At 65.5% G+C, this 14,527-nt stretch carries 15 protein-coding genes and 1 tRNA gene; 5 read left to right on the top strand and 11 right to left on the bottom strand.

The window, feature by feature from the left end; translation table 11 throughout:
* Positions 1–2: 2 nt before the first annotated feature.
* The 10 genes from AC07OD_RS23185 to uvrB all read right to left on the bottom strand — a co-directional run bounded on the left by AC07OD_RS23185 (position 3) and on the right by uvrB (position 8,812).
* A tRNA-Val gene (locus AC07OD_RS23185) sits at positions 3–77 on the bottom strand.
* A gap of 37 nt (positions 78–114) precedes the next feature.
* Positions 115–828 (bottom strand): DNA polymerase III subunit epsilon, encoded by a 714-nt coding sequence (gene dnaQ / locus AC07OD_RS23180; RefSeq protein ID WP_494598141.1) that lies wholly within the window; start codon positions 826–828, stop codon positions 115–117.
* 86 nt (positions 829–914) lie between these two features.
* Positions 915–1,253, bottom strand: a complete 339-nt coding sequence (gene fdx, locus AC07OD_RS23175) for an ISC system 2Fe-2S type ferredoxin (protein WP_218295116.1) — start codon at positions 1,251–1,253, stop codon at positions 915–917.
* Between the two features lie 34 nt (positions 1,254–1,287).
* Positions 1,288–3,159, bottom strand: a complete 1,872-nt coding sequence (gene hscA / locus AC07OD_RS23170; RefSeq protein ID WP_494598140.1) for a Fe-S protein assembly chaperone HscA — start codon at positions 3,157–3,159, stop codon at positions 1,288–1,290.
* Between the two features lie 72 nt (positions 3,160–3,231).
* Entirely contained in the window at positions 3,232–3,750 is a 519-nt protein-coding gene (gene hscB / locus AC07OD_RS23165) for a Fe-S protein assembly co-chaperone HscB (RefSeq protein ID WP_494598139.1), read from the bottom strand.
* A gap of 86 nt (positions 3,751–3,836) precedes the next feature.
* Positions 3,837–4,160: an iron-sulfur cluster assembly protein IscA gene (gene iscA / locus AC07OD_RS23160; protein ID WP_063459049.1), complete on the bottom strand. Its 324-nt coding sequence runs from the start codon at positions 4,158–4,160 to the stop codon at positions 3,837–3,839.
* Positions 4,161–4,169: 9 nt separating this feature from the next.
* Positions 4,170–4,571 (bottom strand): Fe-S cluster assembly scaffold IscU, encoded by a 402-nt coding sequence (gene iscU, locus AC07OD_RS23155; RefSeq protein WP_218295119.1) that lies wholly within the window; start codon positions 4,569–4,571, stop codon positions 4,170–4,172.
* A 36-nt stretch (positions 4,572–4,607) separates the two neighbouring features.
* A complete protein-coding gene (locus tag AC07OD_RS23150) occupies positions 4,608–5,828 on the bottom strand; it encodes an IscS subfamily cysteine desulfurase (protein ID WP_218295120.1) in 1,221 nt (406 codons plus the stop codon).
* A 113-nt stretch (positions 5,829–5,941) separates the two neighbouring features.
* Positions 5,942–6,478 carry a Fe-S cluster assembly transcriptional regulator IscR gene (gene iscR, locus AC07OD_RS23145; protein ID WP_015013980.1) on the bottom strand — a complete coding sequence of 179 codons (537 nt, stop codon included), beginning with the start codon at positions 6,476–6,478 and terminating at the stop codon, positions 5,942–5,944.
* A 243-nt stretch (positions 6,479–6,721) separates the two neighbouring features.
* Complete coding sequence (gene uvrB / locus AC07OD_RS23140; RefSeq protein WP_492805288.1) at positions 6,722–8,812, bottom strand: excinuclease ABC subunit UvrB; 2,091 nt, start codon at positions 8,810–8,812, stop codon at positions 6,722–6,724.
* 105 nt (positions 8,813–8,917) lie between these two features.
* On the opposite strand from uvrB, the gene AC07OD_RS23135 reads away from it, so the two are divergent.
* Complete coding sequence (locus tag AC07OD_RS23135) at positions 8,918–10,114, top strand: amino acid aminotransferase (RefSeq protein ID WP_494598138.1); 1,197 nt, start codon at positions 8,918–8,920, stop codon at positions 10,112–10,114.
* A 188-nt stretch (positions 10,115–10,302) separates the two neighbouring features.
* Positions 10,303–10,905 (top strand): nucleotidyltransferase family protein, encoded by a 603-nt coding sequence (locus AC07OD_RS23130; RefSeq protein WP_492805291.1) that lies wholly within the window; start codon positions 10,303–10,305, stop codon positions 10,903–10,905.
* Positions 10,906–11,009: 104 nt separating this feature from the next.
* Here AC07OD_RS23130 and ygiD read toward each other — a convergent pair whose 3' ends face one another.
* A complete protein-coding gene (ygiD, locus tag AC07OD_RS23125; protein ID WP_494598204.1) occupies positions 11,010–11,873 on the bottom strand; it encodes a 4,5-DOPA-extradiol-dioxygenase in 864 nt (287 codons plus the stop codon).
* Positions 11,874–12,048: 175 nt separating this feature from the next.
* Between ygiD and AC07OD_RS23120 the strand changes: the two genes are divergently transcribed.
* The 3 genes from AC07OD_RS23120 (at position 12,049) to AC07OD_RS23110 (ending at position 14,309) form a co-directional block, all read left to right on the top strand.
* The gene (locus tag AC07OD_RS23120; protein ID WP_369642394.1) at positions 12,049–12,939 is read left to right on the top strand and encodes a CoA transferase; all 891 of its coding nucleotides are present in this window, start codon (positions 12,049–12,051) and stop codon (positions 12,937–12,939) included.
* A gap of 16 nt (positions 12,940–12,955) precedes the next feature.
* Positions 12,956–13,657 (top strand): DUF1294 domain-containing protein, encoded by a 702-nt coding sequence (locus AC07OD_RS23115; protein WP_494598137.1) that lies wholly within the window; start codon positions 12,956–12,958, stop codon positions 13,655–13,657.
* Positions 13,658–13,847: 190 nt separating this feature from the next.
* Entirely contained in the window at positions 13,848–14,309 is a 462-nt protein-coding gene (locus AC07OD_RS23110; RefSeq protein WP_218295125.1) for a hypothetical protein, read from the top strand.
* Positions 14,310–14,527: the final 218 nt, after the last annotated feature.

Raw genomic sequence — 14,527 nt, 5'->3', positions numbered from 1 at the left:
CGTGGTGGGTGATACATGGATCGAACATGTGACCCCTGCCGTGTGAAGGCAGTGCTCTACCGCTGAGCTAATCACCCGTGTCGCTGTGACAGCCTTCTATTATGGCACAGCTTTTCAAGCTGCCTGGACAGTTCTCCAAATTGTTTTGCCTCCGCTGGCCTTGTCGATCTGCGCCAGCACTTCGGCATGGGCCGCCTGCTCCTGCTCGCTGGCGCGCAGCACGGGCAGGCTCAGCAGCCGCAGGTCGATGGCGGCCACCTTCAGGCCGTCGCTGCCTTCCTGCGCATCATCGGCGATGAGCAGGGCATCCTGGCCACGGGTCAGGTTGATGTAGACATCGGCCAGCAGCTCGGCATCCAGCAGCGCCCCGTGCAGGGTGCGGCCGGAGTTGTCCACGCCCAGCCGGTCGCACAGGGCATCGAGCGAATTGCGCTTGCCCGGGTACATCTCCTTGGCCATGGCGAGCGTGTCGGTCACGCTCTCCACGTACGTGCGAAAGCCCGGACGTCCCGTCAGTTCCAGCTCCTTGTTCAGGAAGCCCACGTCGAACGCCGCGTTGTGGATGATGATCTCGGCCCCCTGAAGGTACTGCAGGATCTCGTCCGCCACCTCGGCGAACCTGGGCTTGTCCTTCAGGAACTCGTTGCTGATGCCGTGCACCTTCAGCGCATCTTCATGGCTGTCGCGGCCCGGATTGAAGTACAGGTGCAGGTTGTTGCCGGTGAGCTTGCGGTTGAGCAGCTCCACGCAGCCCAGTTCAATGATGCGGTCCCCGCTGTCGGCCGAAAGGCCGGTGGTTTCGGTGTCGAGAACGATCTGGCGGGTCATACGTGCCCCCACGCTCGGCACTTCGTGTCCTCGGTGCCCCCCAAGGGGGCGCCAGCTTGCCTGGGGCGGCCCGGCGCTGCGCTCATCTAGTGGTTCTCCTTGGCATGGTTGATCGTGTACTTGGGAATTTCCACGGTCAGATCGGTTTGCGCCAGGATGGCCTGGCACGACAGGCGCGATTGTGGCTCCAGGCCCCAGGCGCGGTCGAGCAGGTCTTCTTCCTCTTCCTCGGCCTCGTTGAGCGAGTTCAGCCCCTGGCGCACGATGACGTGGCAGGTGGTGCAGGCACAGCTCATGTCGCAGGCGTGCTCGATGTTGATGTGGTTGTCGAGCAGGGCTTCGCAGATCGACGTGCCGGCGGGCGCGGTGATTTCGGCCCCCTGGGGACAGTATTCGGGATGGGGAAGGATCTTGATGACGGGCATGGGGTGTGGGCTCTTATTGCTTCTTGTCCGGGGCTTACAAGGTCTGCACGTTCTTGCCAGCCAGCGCCTGCTGGATGCCACGGTTCATGCGCTGCGCGGCGAAGGCTTCCGTGCCCTTGGCCAGTGCATCGGTGGCGGCTTCGATGACGGCGGCATCCTGCGCATCCCGCTGGTGGCGCAATGCCACCATCAGCGCATCGATCTCGGCGCGCTCCCGGGTGGAGAGGACATCGCCATCGGCATCGAGGGCACTCTGGGTGGCGATCAGCATGCGGTCCGCGTCCACGCGGGCCTCGACCACCGCGCGGGCCTTCATGTCCTGGGCAGCCGTGGCAAAGCCGTCCTGCAGCATGCGCGCAATCTGGTCGTCCGACAGGCCATAGGAGGGCTTCACGTCGATGCGTGCCTCCACGCCACTGCCCTGCTCCCTGGCGCTCACGCTCAGCAGGCCGTCGGCATCGACGGTGAAGGTCACGCGGATGCGCGCCGCGCCCGCGGCCATGGGCGGAATGCCGCGCAGCTCGAAGCGCGCGAGGCTGCGGCAGTCCTGCACCAGGTCGCGCTCGCCCTGCACCACATGCACCGCCAGCGCTGTCTGGCCATCCTTGTAGGTGGTGAAGTCCTGCGCCTTGGCGGTGGGAATGGTCTCGTTGCGCGCGACGATGCGCTCCACGAGGCCTCCCATGGTTTCGATGCCCAGCGACAGCGGGATCACGTCCAGCAGCAGCAGGTCGCCCGCCGTGTTGTTGCCCGCCAGCTGGTTGGCCTGGATGGCGGCACCCAGCGCAACGACTTCGTCGGGGTTGAGGTTGGTCAGCGGTTCCTTGCCAAAGAAGGCGGCCACCGCCTGCCGCACCTGCGGCATGCGGGTGGAGCCGCCCACCATCACCACGCCCTTCACCTCGTCACGCCCCAGATGGGCGTCCCGCAGCGCGCGGCGCACCGCCGCCATGGAGCGCGCGGTCAGTTCGGCCGTGATGGCCTCGAAGTCCGATTTCTTGACATCGAAATGCACGCCACCGTTTGATAGATGTGCGCTGAAAGCTACTGAATCTATAGCAGTCAAGGCTTCCTTGCAGGCGCGTGCCGCCATGCGCACCGCCGACTTGTCCGCCGGGGTGACGGCCTGAAGGCCCAGTTGCTGCAGCACCCAGTCCGCCAGGGCCGCATCGTAGTCGTCGCCGCCCAGCGCGGAATCGCCGCCCGTGGCGATGACCTCGAACACGCCCTGCGTCAGGCGCAGGATGGAGATGTCGAAGGTGCCGCCGCCCAGGTCGTACACCGCGTAGACCCCCTCACTCGCATTGTCCAGGCCGTAGGCAATGGCTGCGGCCGTCGGCTCGTTGATGAGGCGCAGCAGGTGGATGCCCGCCAGCTTGGCCGCGTCCTTGGTGGCCTGCCGCTGGGCGTCGTCGAAGTAGGCGGGCACGGTGATGACGGCACCGTAGAGGTCGTCATTGAAGGTGTCCTCGGCCCGGTAGCGCAGCGTCGCCAGGATTTCGGCACTGACCTCGACGGGCGACTTGTTGCCGTCCACCGTCGCGAGGCTGACCATGCCCTGCACCCCCGCCTCGCTGGCGGGAACAAAGTCGTAGGGCAGCTTGCCCGCCTCCGCCACGTCTTTCAGGCCCCGCCCCATGAAGCGCTTGGCCGAGGCGATGGTGTTGCGCGCATCCTGGGCCTGCGCGGCCACGGCGTCGTATCCGATCTGGCGTCCACCCTTTTCCAGGTACCGCACGACCGAGGGCAACAGCACCCTGCCCTGCGCATCGGGCAGGCATTCGGACACGCCATTGCGCACGGCGGCGACCAGGGAGTGGGTGGTGCCCAGGTCAATGCCGACGGCAATGCGCCGCTGGTGCGGATCGGGGGATTGGCCGGGTTCGGAAATCTGCAGAAGCGCCATGAAATTTCGGGTCTCAACGTGGTGGAGTCCGCCGTCATACGAACGGGGCCCCAGGGGGAAAGCAAAACCGCTCTATTGTCCCAGTTGCTCTCGGCGGCGTTCAATGTCGTCCGCAAATCGCGCAATGAACATGAGGGCTCTGACCTGCCGGGCGGCACCCGCGTAGTCCCGCTGCTGGTCGATGAGTTGCTCGCACTGCGCCAGCGCGGCACGGCGGGCCTGGGCAACGCCATCCTCGAGCGCATCGAGTTCGCTCTCGGCGCGGGCATCTTCCAGCGCCTCGCGCCACTCCATCTGCTGCATGAGGAACGCCGCCGGCATGGCCGTGTTGTCCTCGGCGCGGATCGGGGCCCCGTGCAGCTCGCACAGGTAGGCGGCGCGGCGCTGGGGAGCCTTCAGGCGCTGGTAGGCCTCGTTGATGCGCACCGACCATTGCATGGCCACGCGCTGCGCGGCCGCGCCCTGCGCCGCGAACTTGTCGGGATGTGCTTCGCGCTGCAGCTCTTTCCAGCGCGCATCGATGGCGCCACGGTCCTGCGCGAAACGGCGCTCGAGGCCAAACAGTTCAAAGTCGTCGGATTGCAGGTTCATGCACAGGTCGCGAGGTGCGGGTCAACAAAAAACCGCCAGCACGGAGAGCGCGTTGGCGGTTTCACGAAAAAAGCGTCGGCAGGCGCTCAAACGCGGAAGCTCTCTCCGCAACCGCAGCGGTCCCGCTCGTTGGGGTTGTTGAACTTGAAGCCTTCATTGAGGCCTTCGCGCACGAAGTCGAGTTCGGTACCGTCGATATAGGCCAGGCTCTTGGGATCGATCAGCACCTTGACGCCGTGGTTTTCAAACACGATGTCTTCGGGCTCGGAATCGTCCACATACTCCAGCTTGTAGGCAAGCCCCGAACAGCCGGTCGTCTTGACACCCAGGCGCACCCCCAGCCCCTTGCCGCGCCGGGCAAGATAGCGGTTGACGTGCCGGGCAGCGGCTTCTGTCAGCGTAATGGCCATATCTCTCACTCAAGCAGCGGTGGCGGCTGCTGCGTGCTTGGTCTTGTAGTCGAGCACGGCGGCCTTGATGGCGTCTTCCGCCAGGATGGAGCAGTGGATCTTGACGGGCGGCAGGGCCAGCTCCTCGGCGATCTCGCTGTTTTTCAGCGCCGCTGCTTCATCCAGCGTCTTGCCCTTGACCCATTCGGTCACCAGCGACGAGGAGGCAATGGCGGAGCCGCAACCGTAGGTCTTGAAACGCGCATCTTCGATCACGCCGGTTTCGGGGTTCACCTTGATCTGCAGCTTCATCACGTCGCCGCAGGCAGGCGCACCCACCATGCCGGTGCCCACCGAATCGTCGCCCTTGTCGAACGAACCCACGTTGCGGGGGTTTTCGTAATGGTCAACCACTTTGTCTGAGTAAGCCATGATGTGTACCTCTTCAATTCTTCGAAATTCCGGGATTCAGTGCGCAGCCCACTGGATGGTGCTGATGTCGATGCCGTCCTTGTACATCTCCCACAGCGGGCTCAGCTCACGCAGGCGGGCCACGTTCTCGCGGATGGTGGAGATCGCGTAATCGATCTCTTCCTCGGTCGTGAAGCGGCCAATGGTCATGCGCAGGCTGCTGTGCGCCAGTTCGTCGCTGCGGCCCAGGGCGCGCAGCACATAGCTGGGCTCCAGGCTGGCGGACGTGCAGGCCGAACCCGACGACACGGCCAGGCCCTTGATGCCCATGATGAGCGATTCACCTTCCACGAAGTTGAAGCTCATGTTCAGGTTCTGCGGCACGCGGCGCTCCATGCTGCCGTTGATGAACACCTGCTCGATGTCCTTCAGGCCATCGAGCAGGCGCTGCTGCAGCGCGTGCGCCTTGGCGTTGGACTCGGCCATTTCTTCCTTGGCGATGCGGAATGCCTCGCCCATGCCCACGATCTGGTGCGTGGGCAAGGTGCCCGAGCGCATGCCGCGCTCGTGGCCGCCGCCGTGCATCTGTGCTTCCAGCCGAACGCGGGGCTTGCGGCGCACATACAGCGCGCCCACGCCCTTGGGGCCGTAGGTCTTGTGCGCGGTCATGCTCATCAGGTCGATGGGCAGGGTGTTCATGTCGATCTCGACGCGGCCCGTGGCCTGCGCGGCATCCACGTGCAGCAGGATGCCCTTTTCCCGGCACAGCGCGCCAATGGCGGGAATGTCCTGGATCACCCCGATCTCGTTGTTCACGAACAGGATGCTGATCAGCACGGTGTCGGGGCGTATGGCGGCCTTCAGGGCGTCCATATTGACCAGGCCGTCTTCCTGAACATCCAGGTAGGTGGCCTCGAAGCCCTGGCGCTCCAGCTCGCGCATGGTGTCCAGCACGGCCTTGTGCTCGGTCTTGAGCGTGATGAGGTGCTTGCCCTTGCCCTTGTAGAACTGCGCGGCGCCCTTCAAGGCCAGGTTGATGGACTCCGTGGCGCCGCTGGTCCAGACGATTTCACGCGGATCCGCACCAATCAGATCCGCCACCTGCACGCGCGCCTTCTCGACAGCTTCCTCCGCCTCCCAGCCCCAGGCGTGGCTGCGCGATGCCGGGTTGCCGAAGTGCTCGCGCAACCAGGGAATCATGGCGTCCACCACGCGGGGGTCCACCGGGGTCGTGGCGCCGTAGTCGAGATAGATGGGGAAGTGCGGGGTCATGTCCATGGCTGGCTCAGTGATAGTTGCTGGCTGGCAAGCTAAAAATAAGAAACGAAACGATGCTTGAAAACTCGTTCAGGGCGCTGCCGACCCCAGGGCCGGCAGCGGAGCCCCGGGTATCAGGATTTCGCGAAGACGTTGCCCAGTGCGAACACCGAATTGGGCGCGTTGACGCGGATGGGCTTGACCACCGGGGTCGTCGAAATCGCCCGGCGCACCACCGGCTTGTCTTCGATCTGCACGCCCTTGGCCAGCTGTTCATCCACCAGCTTTTGCAGCGTGACGGAATCGAGGAACTCCACCATGCGCTGGTTGAGCGATGCCCACAGCTCGTGCGTCATGCAGCGGCCCGCTTCGCCCAGGCAATTTTCCTTGCCGCCGCATTGCGTGGCATCAATGGGTTCGTCCACCGAAACGATGATGTCCGCCACCGTGATATCGCCTGCCTTGCGGGCCAACGTGTAGCCGCCGCCAGGACCACGGGTAGATTCGACCAGTTCGTGGCGGCGCAGCTTGCCAAAAAGCTGCTCCAGGTACGACAGCGAAATCTGCTGGCGCTGGCTGATCGCGGCCAGCGTGACGGGACCATTGTTCTGGCGCAGGGCCAGGTCAATCATGGCGGTGACCGCAAACCGGCCTTTGGTTGTGAGACGCATCGCAAGCTCCTTGTGCTAAGGCTTGTTCGTTGTAGAAACCGCCTTCGCTGGCTGATGGCCAGCAAGGCACCGTCTCCGCCCCTTACTCCGCACAGTTGCCTGGCACGGAGCCCTTCATCGCTGGGCTTTTTTCTTGAGTATTTTGTGCAAGTATAACACAAATCCCTATCGAATTTGTCGGGTTAAAAAACCAACCGGTCGTCATTTGACCTGTGGTGTATTCGCCCGGTCTTCGACATGCCCTCACAAGGCCACCGAATCGCTGCCATGCGCGCCAAATGCCTGGTCCTTGAGACGCGTGAGCTGGTCGCGCACCCGGGCAGCCTGCTCGAATTCCAGGTTGCGCGCATGCTCGAGCATGAGCTTTTCGAGCCGCTTGATTTCGCGCGCCACATCCTTTTCGGACATGTCCTCCACCTTGGCGCGCTGCATGGCTTCCTGCTCCAGCCGCTCGGCGTCCTTGCCGGCTTTCTCGCTGTAGACGCCGTCAATCAGGTCTCTTACCCGCTTGACAATGCTGCGCGGAGTGATTCCGTGGGCCTCGTTGTGTGCGATCTGTTTGATGCGGCGGCGTTCCGTCTCGCCCATGGCTTTTTTCATGGAATCGGTGATGCGGTCGGCATACAGGATGGCCCGCCCGTTCAGATTCCGCGCCGCGCGGCCAATGGTCTGGATGAGGCTGCGCTCGGCCCGCAGGAAGCCCTCCTTGTCGGCATCCAGGATGGCCACGAGGGACACCTCGGGAATGTCGAGCCCCTCGCGCAGCAGGTTGATCCCCACCAGCACGTCAAACGCGCCCAAGCGCAGGTCGCGGATGATCTCCACGCGCTCGACCGTGTCCACGTCGCTGTGCAGGTAGCGGACCTTCACACCGTTGTCCGTCAGGTAGTCGGTGAGCTGCTCCGCCATGCGCTTGGTCAGCGTGGTAATGAGTACACGTTCGTGCTTTTCCACACGAATGCGTATTTCCTGCAGCACATCATCCACCTGATGGGTGGCGGGCCGCACCTCCACTTCGGGGTCCACCAGGCCGGTGGGCCGCACCACCTGGTCGACGATCTGGCCGGAATGGGTGCGCTCGTAGTCTGCCGGCGTGGCGGTGACAAAGATCACCTGCCGCATGCGCTGCTCGAACTCCTCGAACTTGAGCGGGCGGTTGTCCAGCGCCGACGGCAGGCGAAAGCCGTATTCGACCAGCGTGGTCTTGCGCGAGCGGTCGCCGCTGTACATGGCATTGAGCTGGCCGATCATCTGGTGGCTCTCGTCCAGGAACATCAGCGCGTCCTTGGGCATGTAGTCGGTCAGCGTGCTGGGTGGATCGCCCGGCGCGGCGCCCGACAGGTGGCGCGTGTAGTTCTCGATGCCCTTGCAGTGCCCTACTTCGCTGAGCATCTCCAGGTCGAAGCGCGTGCGCTGCTCCAGGCGCTGCGCCTCCACCAGCTTGCCATCGGCCAGCAACTGCTTGAGGCGCTCGGCCAGTTCGAGCTTGATGGTCTCCACGGCGGCCAGCACCTTGTCGCGCGGCGTCACGTAGTGGCTGCTCGGGTAGACCGTGAAGCGCGGGATCTTCTGCTTGACGCGGCCCGTGAGCGGATCGAACAGCTGCAGGCTCTCCACTTCGTCATCGAACAGCTCGATGCGGATGGCCAGCTCCGAATGCTCGGCCGGGAACACGTCGATGGTGTCGCCCCGCACGCGGAACTTGCCGCGTGAAAAGTCCGCCTCGTTGCGCTGGTACTGCATGCGGATCAGCTGGGCGATCACGTCGCGCTGGCCCAGCTTGTCGCCGGTGCGCAAAGTCATCACCATGCGGTGGTAGCTCTCGGGTTCGCCGATGCCATAGATGGCCGACACCGTGGCCACGATGACCACGTCGGTTCGCTCCATCAGGCTCTTGGTGCACGACAGGCGCATCTGCTCGATGTGCTCGTTGATGGCGCTGTCCTTCTCGATGAACAGGTCGCGCTGGGGCACATAGGCCTCGGGCTGATAGTAGTCGTAGTAGCTCACGAAGTACTCCACGGCGTTCTTGGGGAAGAACTCGCGGAACTCGCTGTACAGCTGCGCGGCCAGGGTCTTGTTGGGCGCGAACACGATGGCCGGGCGCCCCATGCGGGCAATGACGTTGGCCATGGTGAAGGTCTTGCCCGAGCCCGTCACCCCGAGCAGGGTCTGGAAGGCCTCGCCATCGCGCAGTCCTTCCACCAGCTTGTTGATGGCCTCCGGCTGGTCTCCCGCCGGCGGATAGGGCTGGAACAATTCAAAGGGGGAATCGGGGAAACGGACGAATTCGCCGTCTTGCTTTTCCGTTATGACCTGTGTGATATCCGGCATGGGTGCAGTCAACGAGTGGGAGGGGCAGGCCGTTAAAATCGGCGGAACCCGGCACAGTACACCACGCCCGGATTCTTCGCTACTGACAACCTTTCAAGGATTTTCATGTCTCTTTTCACCGCCGTCGAAATGGCCCCCCGCGACCCCATCCTGGGCCTCAACGAGCAATTCAACGCCGACACCAACCCCAACAAGGTCAACCTGGGCGTGGGCGTGTACTTCGACGACAACGGCAAGCTGCCCCTGCTGCAGTGCGTGCAGGCCGCGGAAAAGACCATGATGTCCACCCCCACGGCCCGTGGCTACCTGCCCATCGACGGCATCGTGGCCTATGACAACGCCGTCAAGAGCCTGGTGTTCGGTGCCGACAGCGAACCCGTGACCTCCGGCCGCGTGGCCACCGTGCAGGCCATCGGCGGCACCGGCGGCCTCAAGATCGGCGCCGACTTCCTGAAGAAGGTCAGCCCCAACGCCAAGGTGCTGATCTCGGACCCCAGCTGGGAAAACCACCGCGCCCTGTTCACCAACGCCGGCTTCGAGGTCGATACCTACGCCTACTACGACGCTGCCAAGCGCGGCGTGAACTTCGAAGGTTTCCTGGCCAGCCTGAACGCAGCCGCACCCGGCACCATCGTCGTGCTGCACGCCTGCTGCCACAACCCCACCGGCTACGACATCACGGCCGCCCAGTGGGACCAGGTGATCGCCGCCGTCAAGGCCAGGGGCCTGACGCCTTTCCTCGACATGGCCTACCAGGGCTTTGGCCACGGCATCGCCGAAGACGGCGCCGTGATCGGCAAGTTCGTGGCCGCCGGCCTGACCTTCTTCGTTTCCACCTCGTTCTCCAAGAGCTTCAGCCTGTACGGCGAGCGCGTGGGTGGCCTGTCCGTGCTGTGCACCGACAAGGAAGAAGCCTCCCGCGTGCTGAGCCAGCTCAAGATCGTCATCCGCACCAACTACTCCAACCCACCCATCCACGGTGGCGCGGTGGTGGCCGCGGTGCTGAACAACCCCGAGCTGCGCGCGATGTGGGAAAAGGAACTGGCCGAAATGCGCGTGCGCATCAAGGCCATGCGCCAGAAGCTGGTCGATGGCCTCAAGGCCGCCGGTGTGAAGCAGGACATGAGCTTCATCACCACCCAGATCGGCATGTTCAGCTACTCGGGCCTGACCAAGGACCAGATGGTGCGCCTGCGCAATGAGTTCGGCGTGTACGGCACCGACACCGGCCGCATGTGCGTCGCAGCCATAAACAGCAAGAACATCGACTACGTCTGCCAGGCGATCGCCAAAGTGATGTAACCCCCTGAGGCGCTGACGCGCCTTCCCCCTTCCTCTCGAATTGCTGCGCAATTCGGGAAGGGGACGCAGCCAGCGCACGCAAGAGGAGCGCCGCTATGCAGCTTGGGCGGCCCTTGCGCGGCTACCTCGCATTGGCTGCGCTTGTTCAAAGGACAGTGGCGATACGCAATTCGGTGAATACCCCCTTGATGAACCCTGGCGCTGATCTTCAGAGCCGCTTTGTGAGCGAAGCGCTCCAGAACCCGTACAACGCGGTCCTTCTGGAGCGTTTGCCGCTTCTGGGCCTGCCGGATGCCTGGCTGGTGGCGGGCTGCCTGTTCCAGACGGTGTGGAACCTGCGCTCCGGCCTGGAGCCCACGGCGCGCATCAAGGACTACGACCTGTTCTATTTCGATGCGTCGGACCTGTCCGAAGCCGCCGAACAGGCCGTGCAAGCCCGCGTCACCGCCCTCTTTTCCGACCTGCCGATCACCGTGGAAGCCAAGAACCAGGCCCGGGTGCACCTCTGGTACGAACGCTGGTTCGGCTACCCGTATGCGCCGCTGCAATCGGCATGCAACGGGATCGAGCGCTTTCTGGTGCCCTGCACCTGCGTGGGCTTGCAGCCTGCATCCGGCCCTGGCATGGAGGAGCCCACGCTGTACGCGCCCTATGGGCTTGAAGAGCTGTATGCCGGACTGATGCGCCCCAACCCGGCGTGCCCGCACTTGCCGCTGTTCCAGGCCAAGGCCGAAAGCTACCGCGAACGCTGGCCGTGGCTGACAGTCCGGGCGGATGACCTGCCGAGCTGATCGGCGCCGCACAGGGTTTTCAAGTCATTTTGGCCTCTGGCGCTTGATCCATAAGCGCTACCAGCTATAAAAATAGAAGCAAACCACCACAGGCGGGGCGCCCATCACCCCCACAGCACCGACCGCATCGAGATCGACGCCGACTGGTAGCCCGTGTTGAAGAAACGGGGCATCTCGCTGGGCAACACGGCCCCCGCCGCATACAGCAGCGGCAGATAGTGCTCGTGTGTGGGGTGCGCCTGTTTGGCCACGGCACCCAGTTTCTGGAAGTCCTGCAGGGCGCCCAGCTGGCCCTTCTTGATCTGCTCCTGCACCACGGTGTCGAACTCGGTGGCCCAGTCGTACGCCTCGTTGGCGGCCGTGCCACGGCGCGTGAGACGCAGGTTGTGCACCACATTGCCGCTGCCCACGATCAACACGCCCCGCTCGCGCAGCGCCTTCAATTGCTGGCCCAGCGCGTAGTGCTCGGCCGGGGCGCGGCTGTAGTCCATGCTCAGCTGCAGCACGGGGATCTGCGCCTTGGGAAACATGGGCTTGAGCACCGACCAGGTGCCGTGGTCCAGGCCCCATTCACCTTCATCCACGCCCAATGCGCCGCCCGTCGCGGGCGACTTCAGTTCGGCCGCCAGGCTGCGCGCCACCTGCGGCGCACCGGGCGCGGGGTATTGCTGGTCGAACAGCGCCTGGGGAAAACCGCCGAAGTCGTGGATGGTCTTGGGATGGGCCATGCCAGTCAGCTGCCAGCCGCCGCGCGTGAGCCAATGGGCCGACACACACAGGATGAGCTGCGGCTGCACGGCGCGCGCCGTCAACTCCGTGCCCATGGCCTGCCAGCTGCGGCGCCAGGCGTTGTCCTCGATGGCGTTCATGGGGCTGCCGTGGCCCACGAACAGCACCGGCATGCGGGGCGAGGGCTTGAGCACCTGCAGCGCCGGCGCGGTGGCGGCGCTGCTCAGGGACGTGGTCATGAATGCTCCCGGAAAGGCGGCCAGGCCCGTGAGGGCAGCCAAAGAGGTTCTGCGTTGCATGGGTCAGGGAGCGTAACAAATTATGTATAACGCAGGGAGTGAGCCCGCGCGCGCCCTGAAGTTCCGCCGCCGCGCCTTCCGTTCAAGACCACGACACCGAGACAACCCCCAACCCATGACCACCGCCCTGCCCCAGCCCCTGCGCAACGTCCGCGTCCTGAGCCTCGCGCTCAACCTGCCCGGCCCCGCCGCCCTGATGCGCTGCGCGCGCATGGGGGCCGAATGCACCAAGCTCGAACCCCCTCCCGCCCCCGGCCATCCCAGTGCGGACCCCATGGGCATCTACAGCCCGGCGGCCTATGCCACGCTGCACGGCGGCGTGCGCGTGGTGCATGCCCACCTCAAGACCGCCGAAGGCCAGGCGACGCTGCATGCGGAACTGGCCCGTACCGATGTGCTGATCACCTCCTTCCGCCCCTCGGCCTTGGCCAAGCTGGGCCTGGGCTGGGAGGCGCTGCAGTCGAAATACCCGCGCCTGTCGCTGGTGCGCATCGTGGGCGCGGCGGCCGAGCGGGCCGAGGAGCCCGGCCACGACCTCACCTACCTGGCCGACGCCGGGCTGGTGACCGGCACCGAGATGCCGCCCACGCTGTACGCCGACATGGGCGGCGCCCTGATGGCCAGCGAGGCCGTGCTGCAGGCCCTGCTGGAGCGCGCCCACACCGGCAGCGGCGTGTGCATCGAAGTGGCGCTGGCCGATGCCGCCGCCTGGCTGGCCCAGCCGCGCGACTGGGGCCTGACCACGCCCGAGGGCGACGTGGGCGGCAACCACGCGGGCTACCGCATCTACCCCTGCGCCGACGGCCGCGTGGCCGTGGCCGCGCTGGAACCCCACTTCGCCGCGCGCCTGTGCGCCGCTGCGGGGCTGCCAGCCTCCGGCGACCCGGGCCAGCTGCGCGCGCCCGCCACGCACCAGGCCGTGGGGAACTTCCTGCACGGCCAGACCCGCGCGCAGCTGGACGCGCTCGCCACCGCCCAGGACATTCCCCTGCACACCCTCGCCTGAGAACCCGTTTTCACCGATGCACAAGCAAGGCACCGTCATCCGCTGGGATGCCACACGCGCCTTCGGTTTCATCCGCAGCCCGGACACCTCGGCCGATGTGTTCTTTCATGTGCGGGACTACCAAGGCAGCGCCACGCCCCGCGAGGGCCTGGCCGTGGTGTATGAAGAAATCCATGTGGGCGGCAAGGGGCCCAGGGCAATGGCCGTGCAGCCTGCCGCGCACCCGGGTGCCACCGCCGAGCCCCGCCCATCGGTCACGGCGCCGCCGACAGCCGCTGCGCGCCCGGCACGGCGCACACCGGCGCAGCGGGCCGCCCGGCCCCAGGTTCGACGCCATCGGCGCACCGCGGATGCCAGCGGCCCGCCCACCCCGGCGGGCCCGGCCTTGGTGCTGATGCTGGGCTGGGCGGCCCTGCTGGCCTGGGGCTTCTGGGCCGGCCGGCTCCCCTGGTGGGTGCTGGGCGCTGCCATGGCCGTCAACCTCCTGACCTTCCTGGTCTACGCCATCGACAAGAGCGCCGCGCAAAACGGCCAGTGGCGCACCAGAGAGAGCCACCTGCATCTGCTGGGCCTGGCGGGCGGCTGGCCGGGCGCATGGTTCGCCCAGCAGTGGCTGCGGCACAAGTCCCGCAAGCTGGAGTTTCGCGCGGTCTACTGGGCCACCGTGGTGCTCCACTGCGCGGCGCTCGGGGCCTGGCTGGGCGGATGGCTGCGCTAGGCAGGGCTGCAAAGAACCGTCAATTTTGATAGCTGCTTGCGCTGGATGGATCTGCGCCAGAGGCTATTTTCCCCCATATTTCCTGCTGCGTCCCAAAGGGTGCTGACGCGCAGAGTGCCCGCTGGCCTACACCACGCACCGGGGGGAGGGGTTTCAATCGAAAAGGTCTGAAACACCTCGGGAGATGCCCATGAAACCCCTCGTTCTTGATTCCACCATGACCAACATGGGCGGCGTTTTCTACCCCACGGGCCATGTATTCGCCCTCTTCCCCGACGAAGACTGCGTGCGCCAGGCCGCCACGGCCCTGCAGGGCGCTGGCCACGCGGGCGAGATCGCCTACGCCAGCCCCGAGGTCATCCTGCAGGAGATCGTGCACACCCTGGGCACGGCCGACGCACCCCTGCCGTCGGTGGGCGCCGAGGGCGACATGGTGCGCCGCATCGCCGACCTGGCCGGCACGGGACACCACGGCATGCTGGTGCACATGGCCGACAAGGACAACACCGAGCGGCTGGTGGGCGCCATCGCACCGGAAGGCGCGGTAGCGGCTTTCTACTACCGCACGTTCATCATCGAGGATCTCATCACGCCCCCGGCCAAGGACGACGCCCCACAATCGGTACTGGTGGGCACCCACGCGGCACCCTGACAGGGACCGGCCCTTTCCAGGGGCCCGGACGCCGCGAAGCGGCCCGGCGCGCAGACCAGCGCGCCGGGCCGCTGTCTTTTGGGAACGCGCCTTCGCAGTTCCCGCCGCCAGCCCGGGCTGCGCGCCGCAATGCCATGCTTTGCATGCAGGGGCGACCTGATCGCTATATAGTGCAAAGCACCGCACCGGCGGGCTGTCCGACGCCTTGCCGAAGCCTG

This window comes from Acidovorax sp. GW821-FHT10E03 (genome assembly GCF_059415205.1).
Note: the sequence above shows the minus strand (reverse complement) of the source record. Positions and strands in the feature narration are given on the sequence as shown.

Bases quoted from the DNA above. Each gene is read 5' to 3' on its own strand.
- AC07OD_RS23115 (WP_494598137.1), top strand. From the start codon at position 12,956: ATGCACAAGCAAGGCACCGTCATCCGCTGGGATGCCACACGCGCCTTC.
- iscR (WP_015013980.1), bottom strand. From the start codon at position 6,478: ATGCGTCTCACAACCAAAGGCCGGTTTGCGGTCACCGCCATGATTGAC.
- uvrB (WP_492805288.1), bottom strand. From the start codon at position 8,812: ATGCCGGATATCACACAGGTCATAACGGAAAAGCAAGACGGCGAATTC.
- AC07OD_RS23110 (WP_218295125.1), top strand. From the start codon at position 13,848: ATGAAACCCCTCGTTCTTGATTCCACCATGACCAACATGGGCGGCGTT.
- AC07OD_RS23150 (WP_218295120.1), bottom strand. From the start codon at position 5,828: ATGGACATGACCCCGCACTTCCCCATCTATCTCGACTACGGCGCCACG.
- dnaQ (WP_494598141.1), bottom strand. From the start codon at position 828: ATGACCCGCCAGATCGTTCTCGACACCGAAACCACCGGCCTTTCGGCC.
- iscU (WP_218295119.1), bottom strand. From the start codon at position 4,571: ATGGCTTACTCAGACAAAGTGGTTGACCATTACGAAAACCCCCGCAAC.
- ygiD (WP_494598204.1), bottom strand. From the start codon at position 11,873: ATGACCACGTCCCTGAGCAGCGCCGCCACCGCGCCGGCGCTGCAGGTG.
- iscA (WP_063459049.1), bottom strand. From the start codon at position 4,160: ATGGCCATTACGCTGACAGAAGCCGCTGCCCGGCACGTCAACCGCTAT.
- AC07OD_RS23135 (WP_494598138.1), top strand. From the start codon at position 8,918: ATGTCTCTTTTCACCGCCGTCGAAATGGCCCCCCGCGACCCCATCCTG.
- fdx (WP_218295116.1), bottom strand. From the start codon at position 1,253: ATGCCCGTCATCAAGATCCTTCCCCATCCCGAATACTGTCCCCAGGGG.
- AC07OD_RS23120 (WP_369642394.1), top strand. From the start codon at position 12,049: ATGACCACCGCCCTGCCCCAGCCCCTGCGCAACGTCCGCGTCCTGAGC.
- AC07OD_RS23130 (WP_492805291.1), top strand. From the start codon at position 10,303: ATGAACCCTGGCGCTGATCTTCAGAGCCGCTTTGTGAGCGAAGCGCTC.
- hscA (WP_494598140.1), bottom strand. From the start codon at position 3,159: ATGGCGCTTCTGCAGATTTCCGAACCCGGCCAATCCCCCGATCCGCAC.
- hscB (WP_494598139.1), bottom strand. From the start codon at position 3,750: ATGAACCTGCAATCCGACGACTTTGAACTGTTTGGCCTCGAGCGCCGT.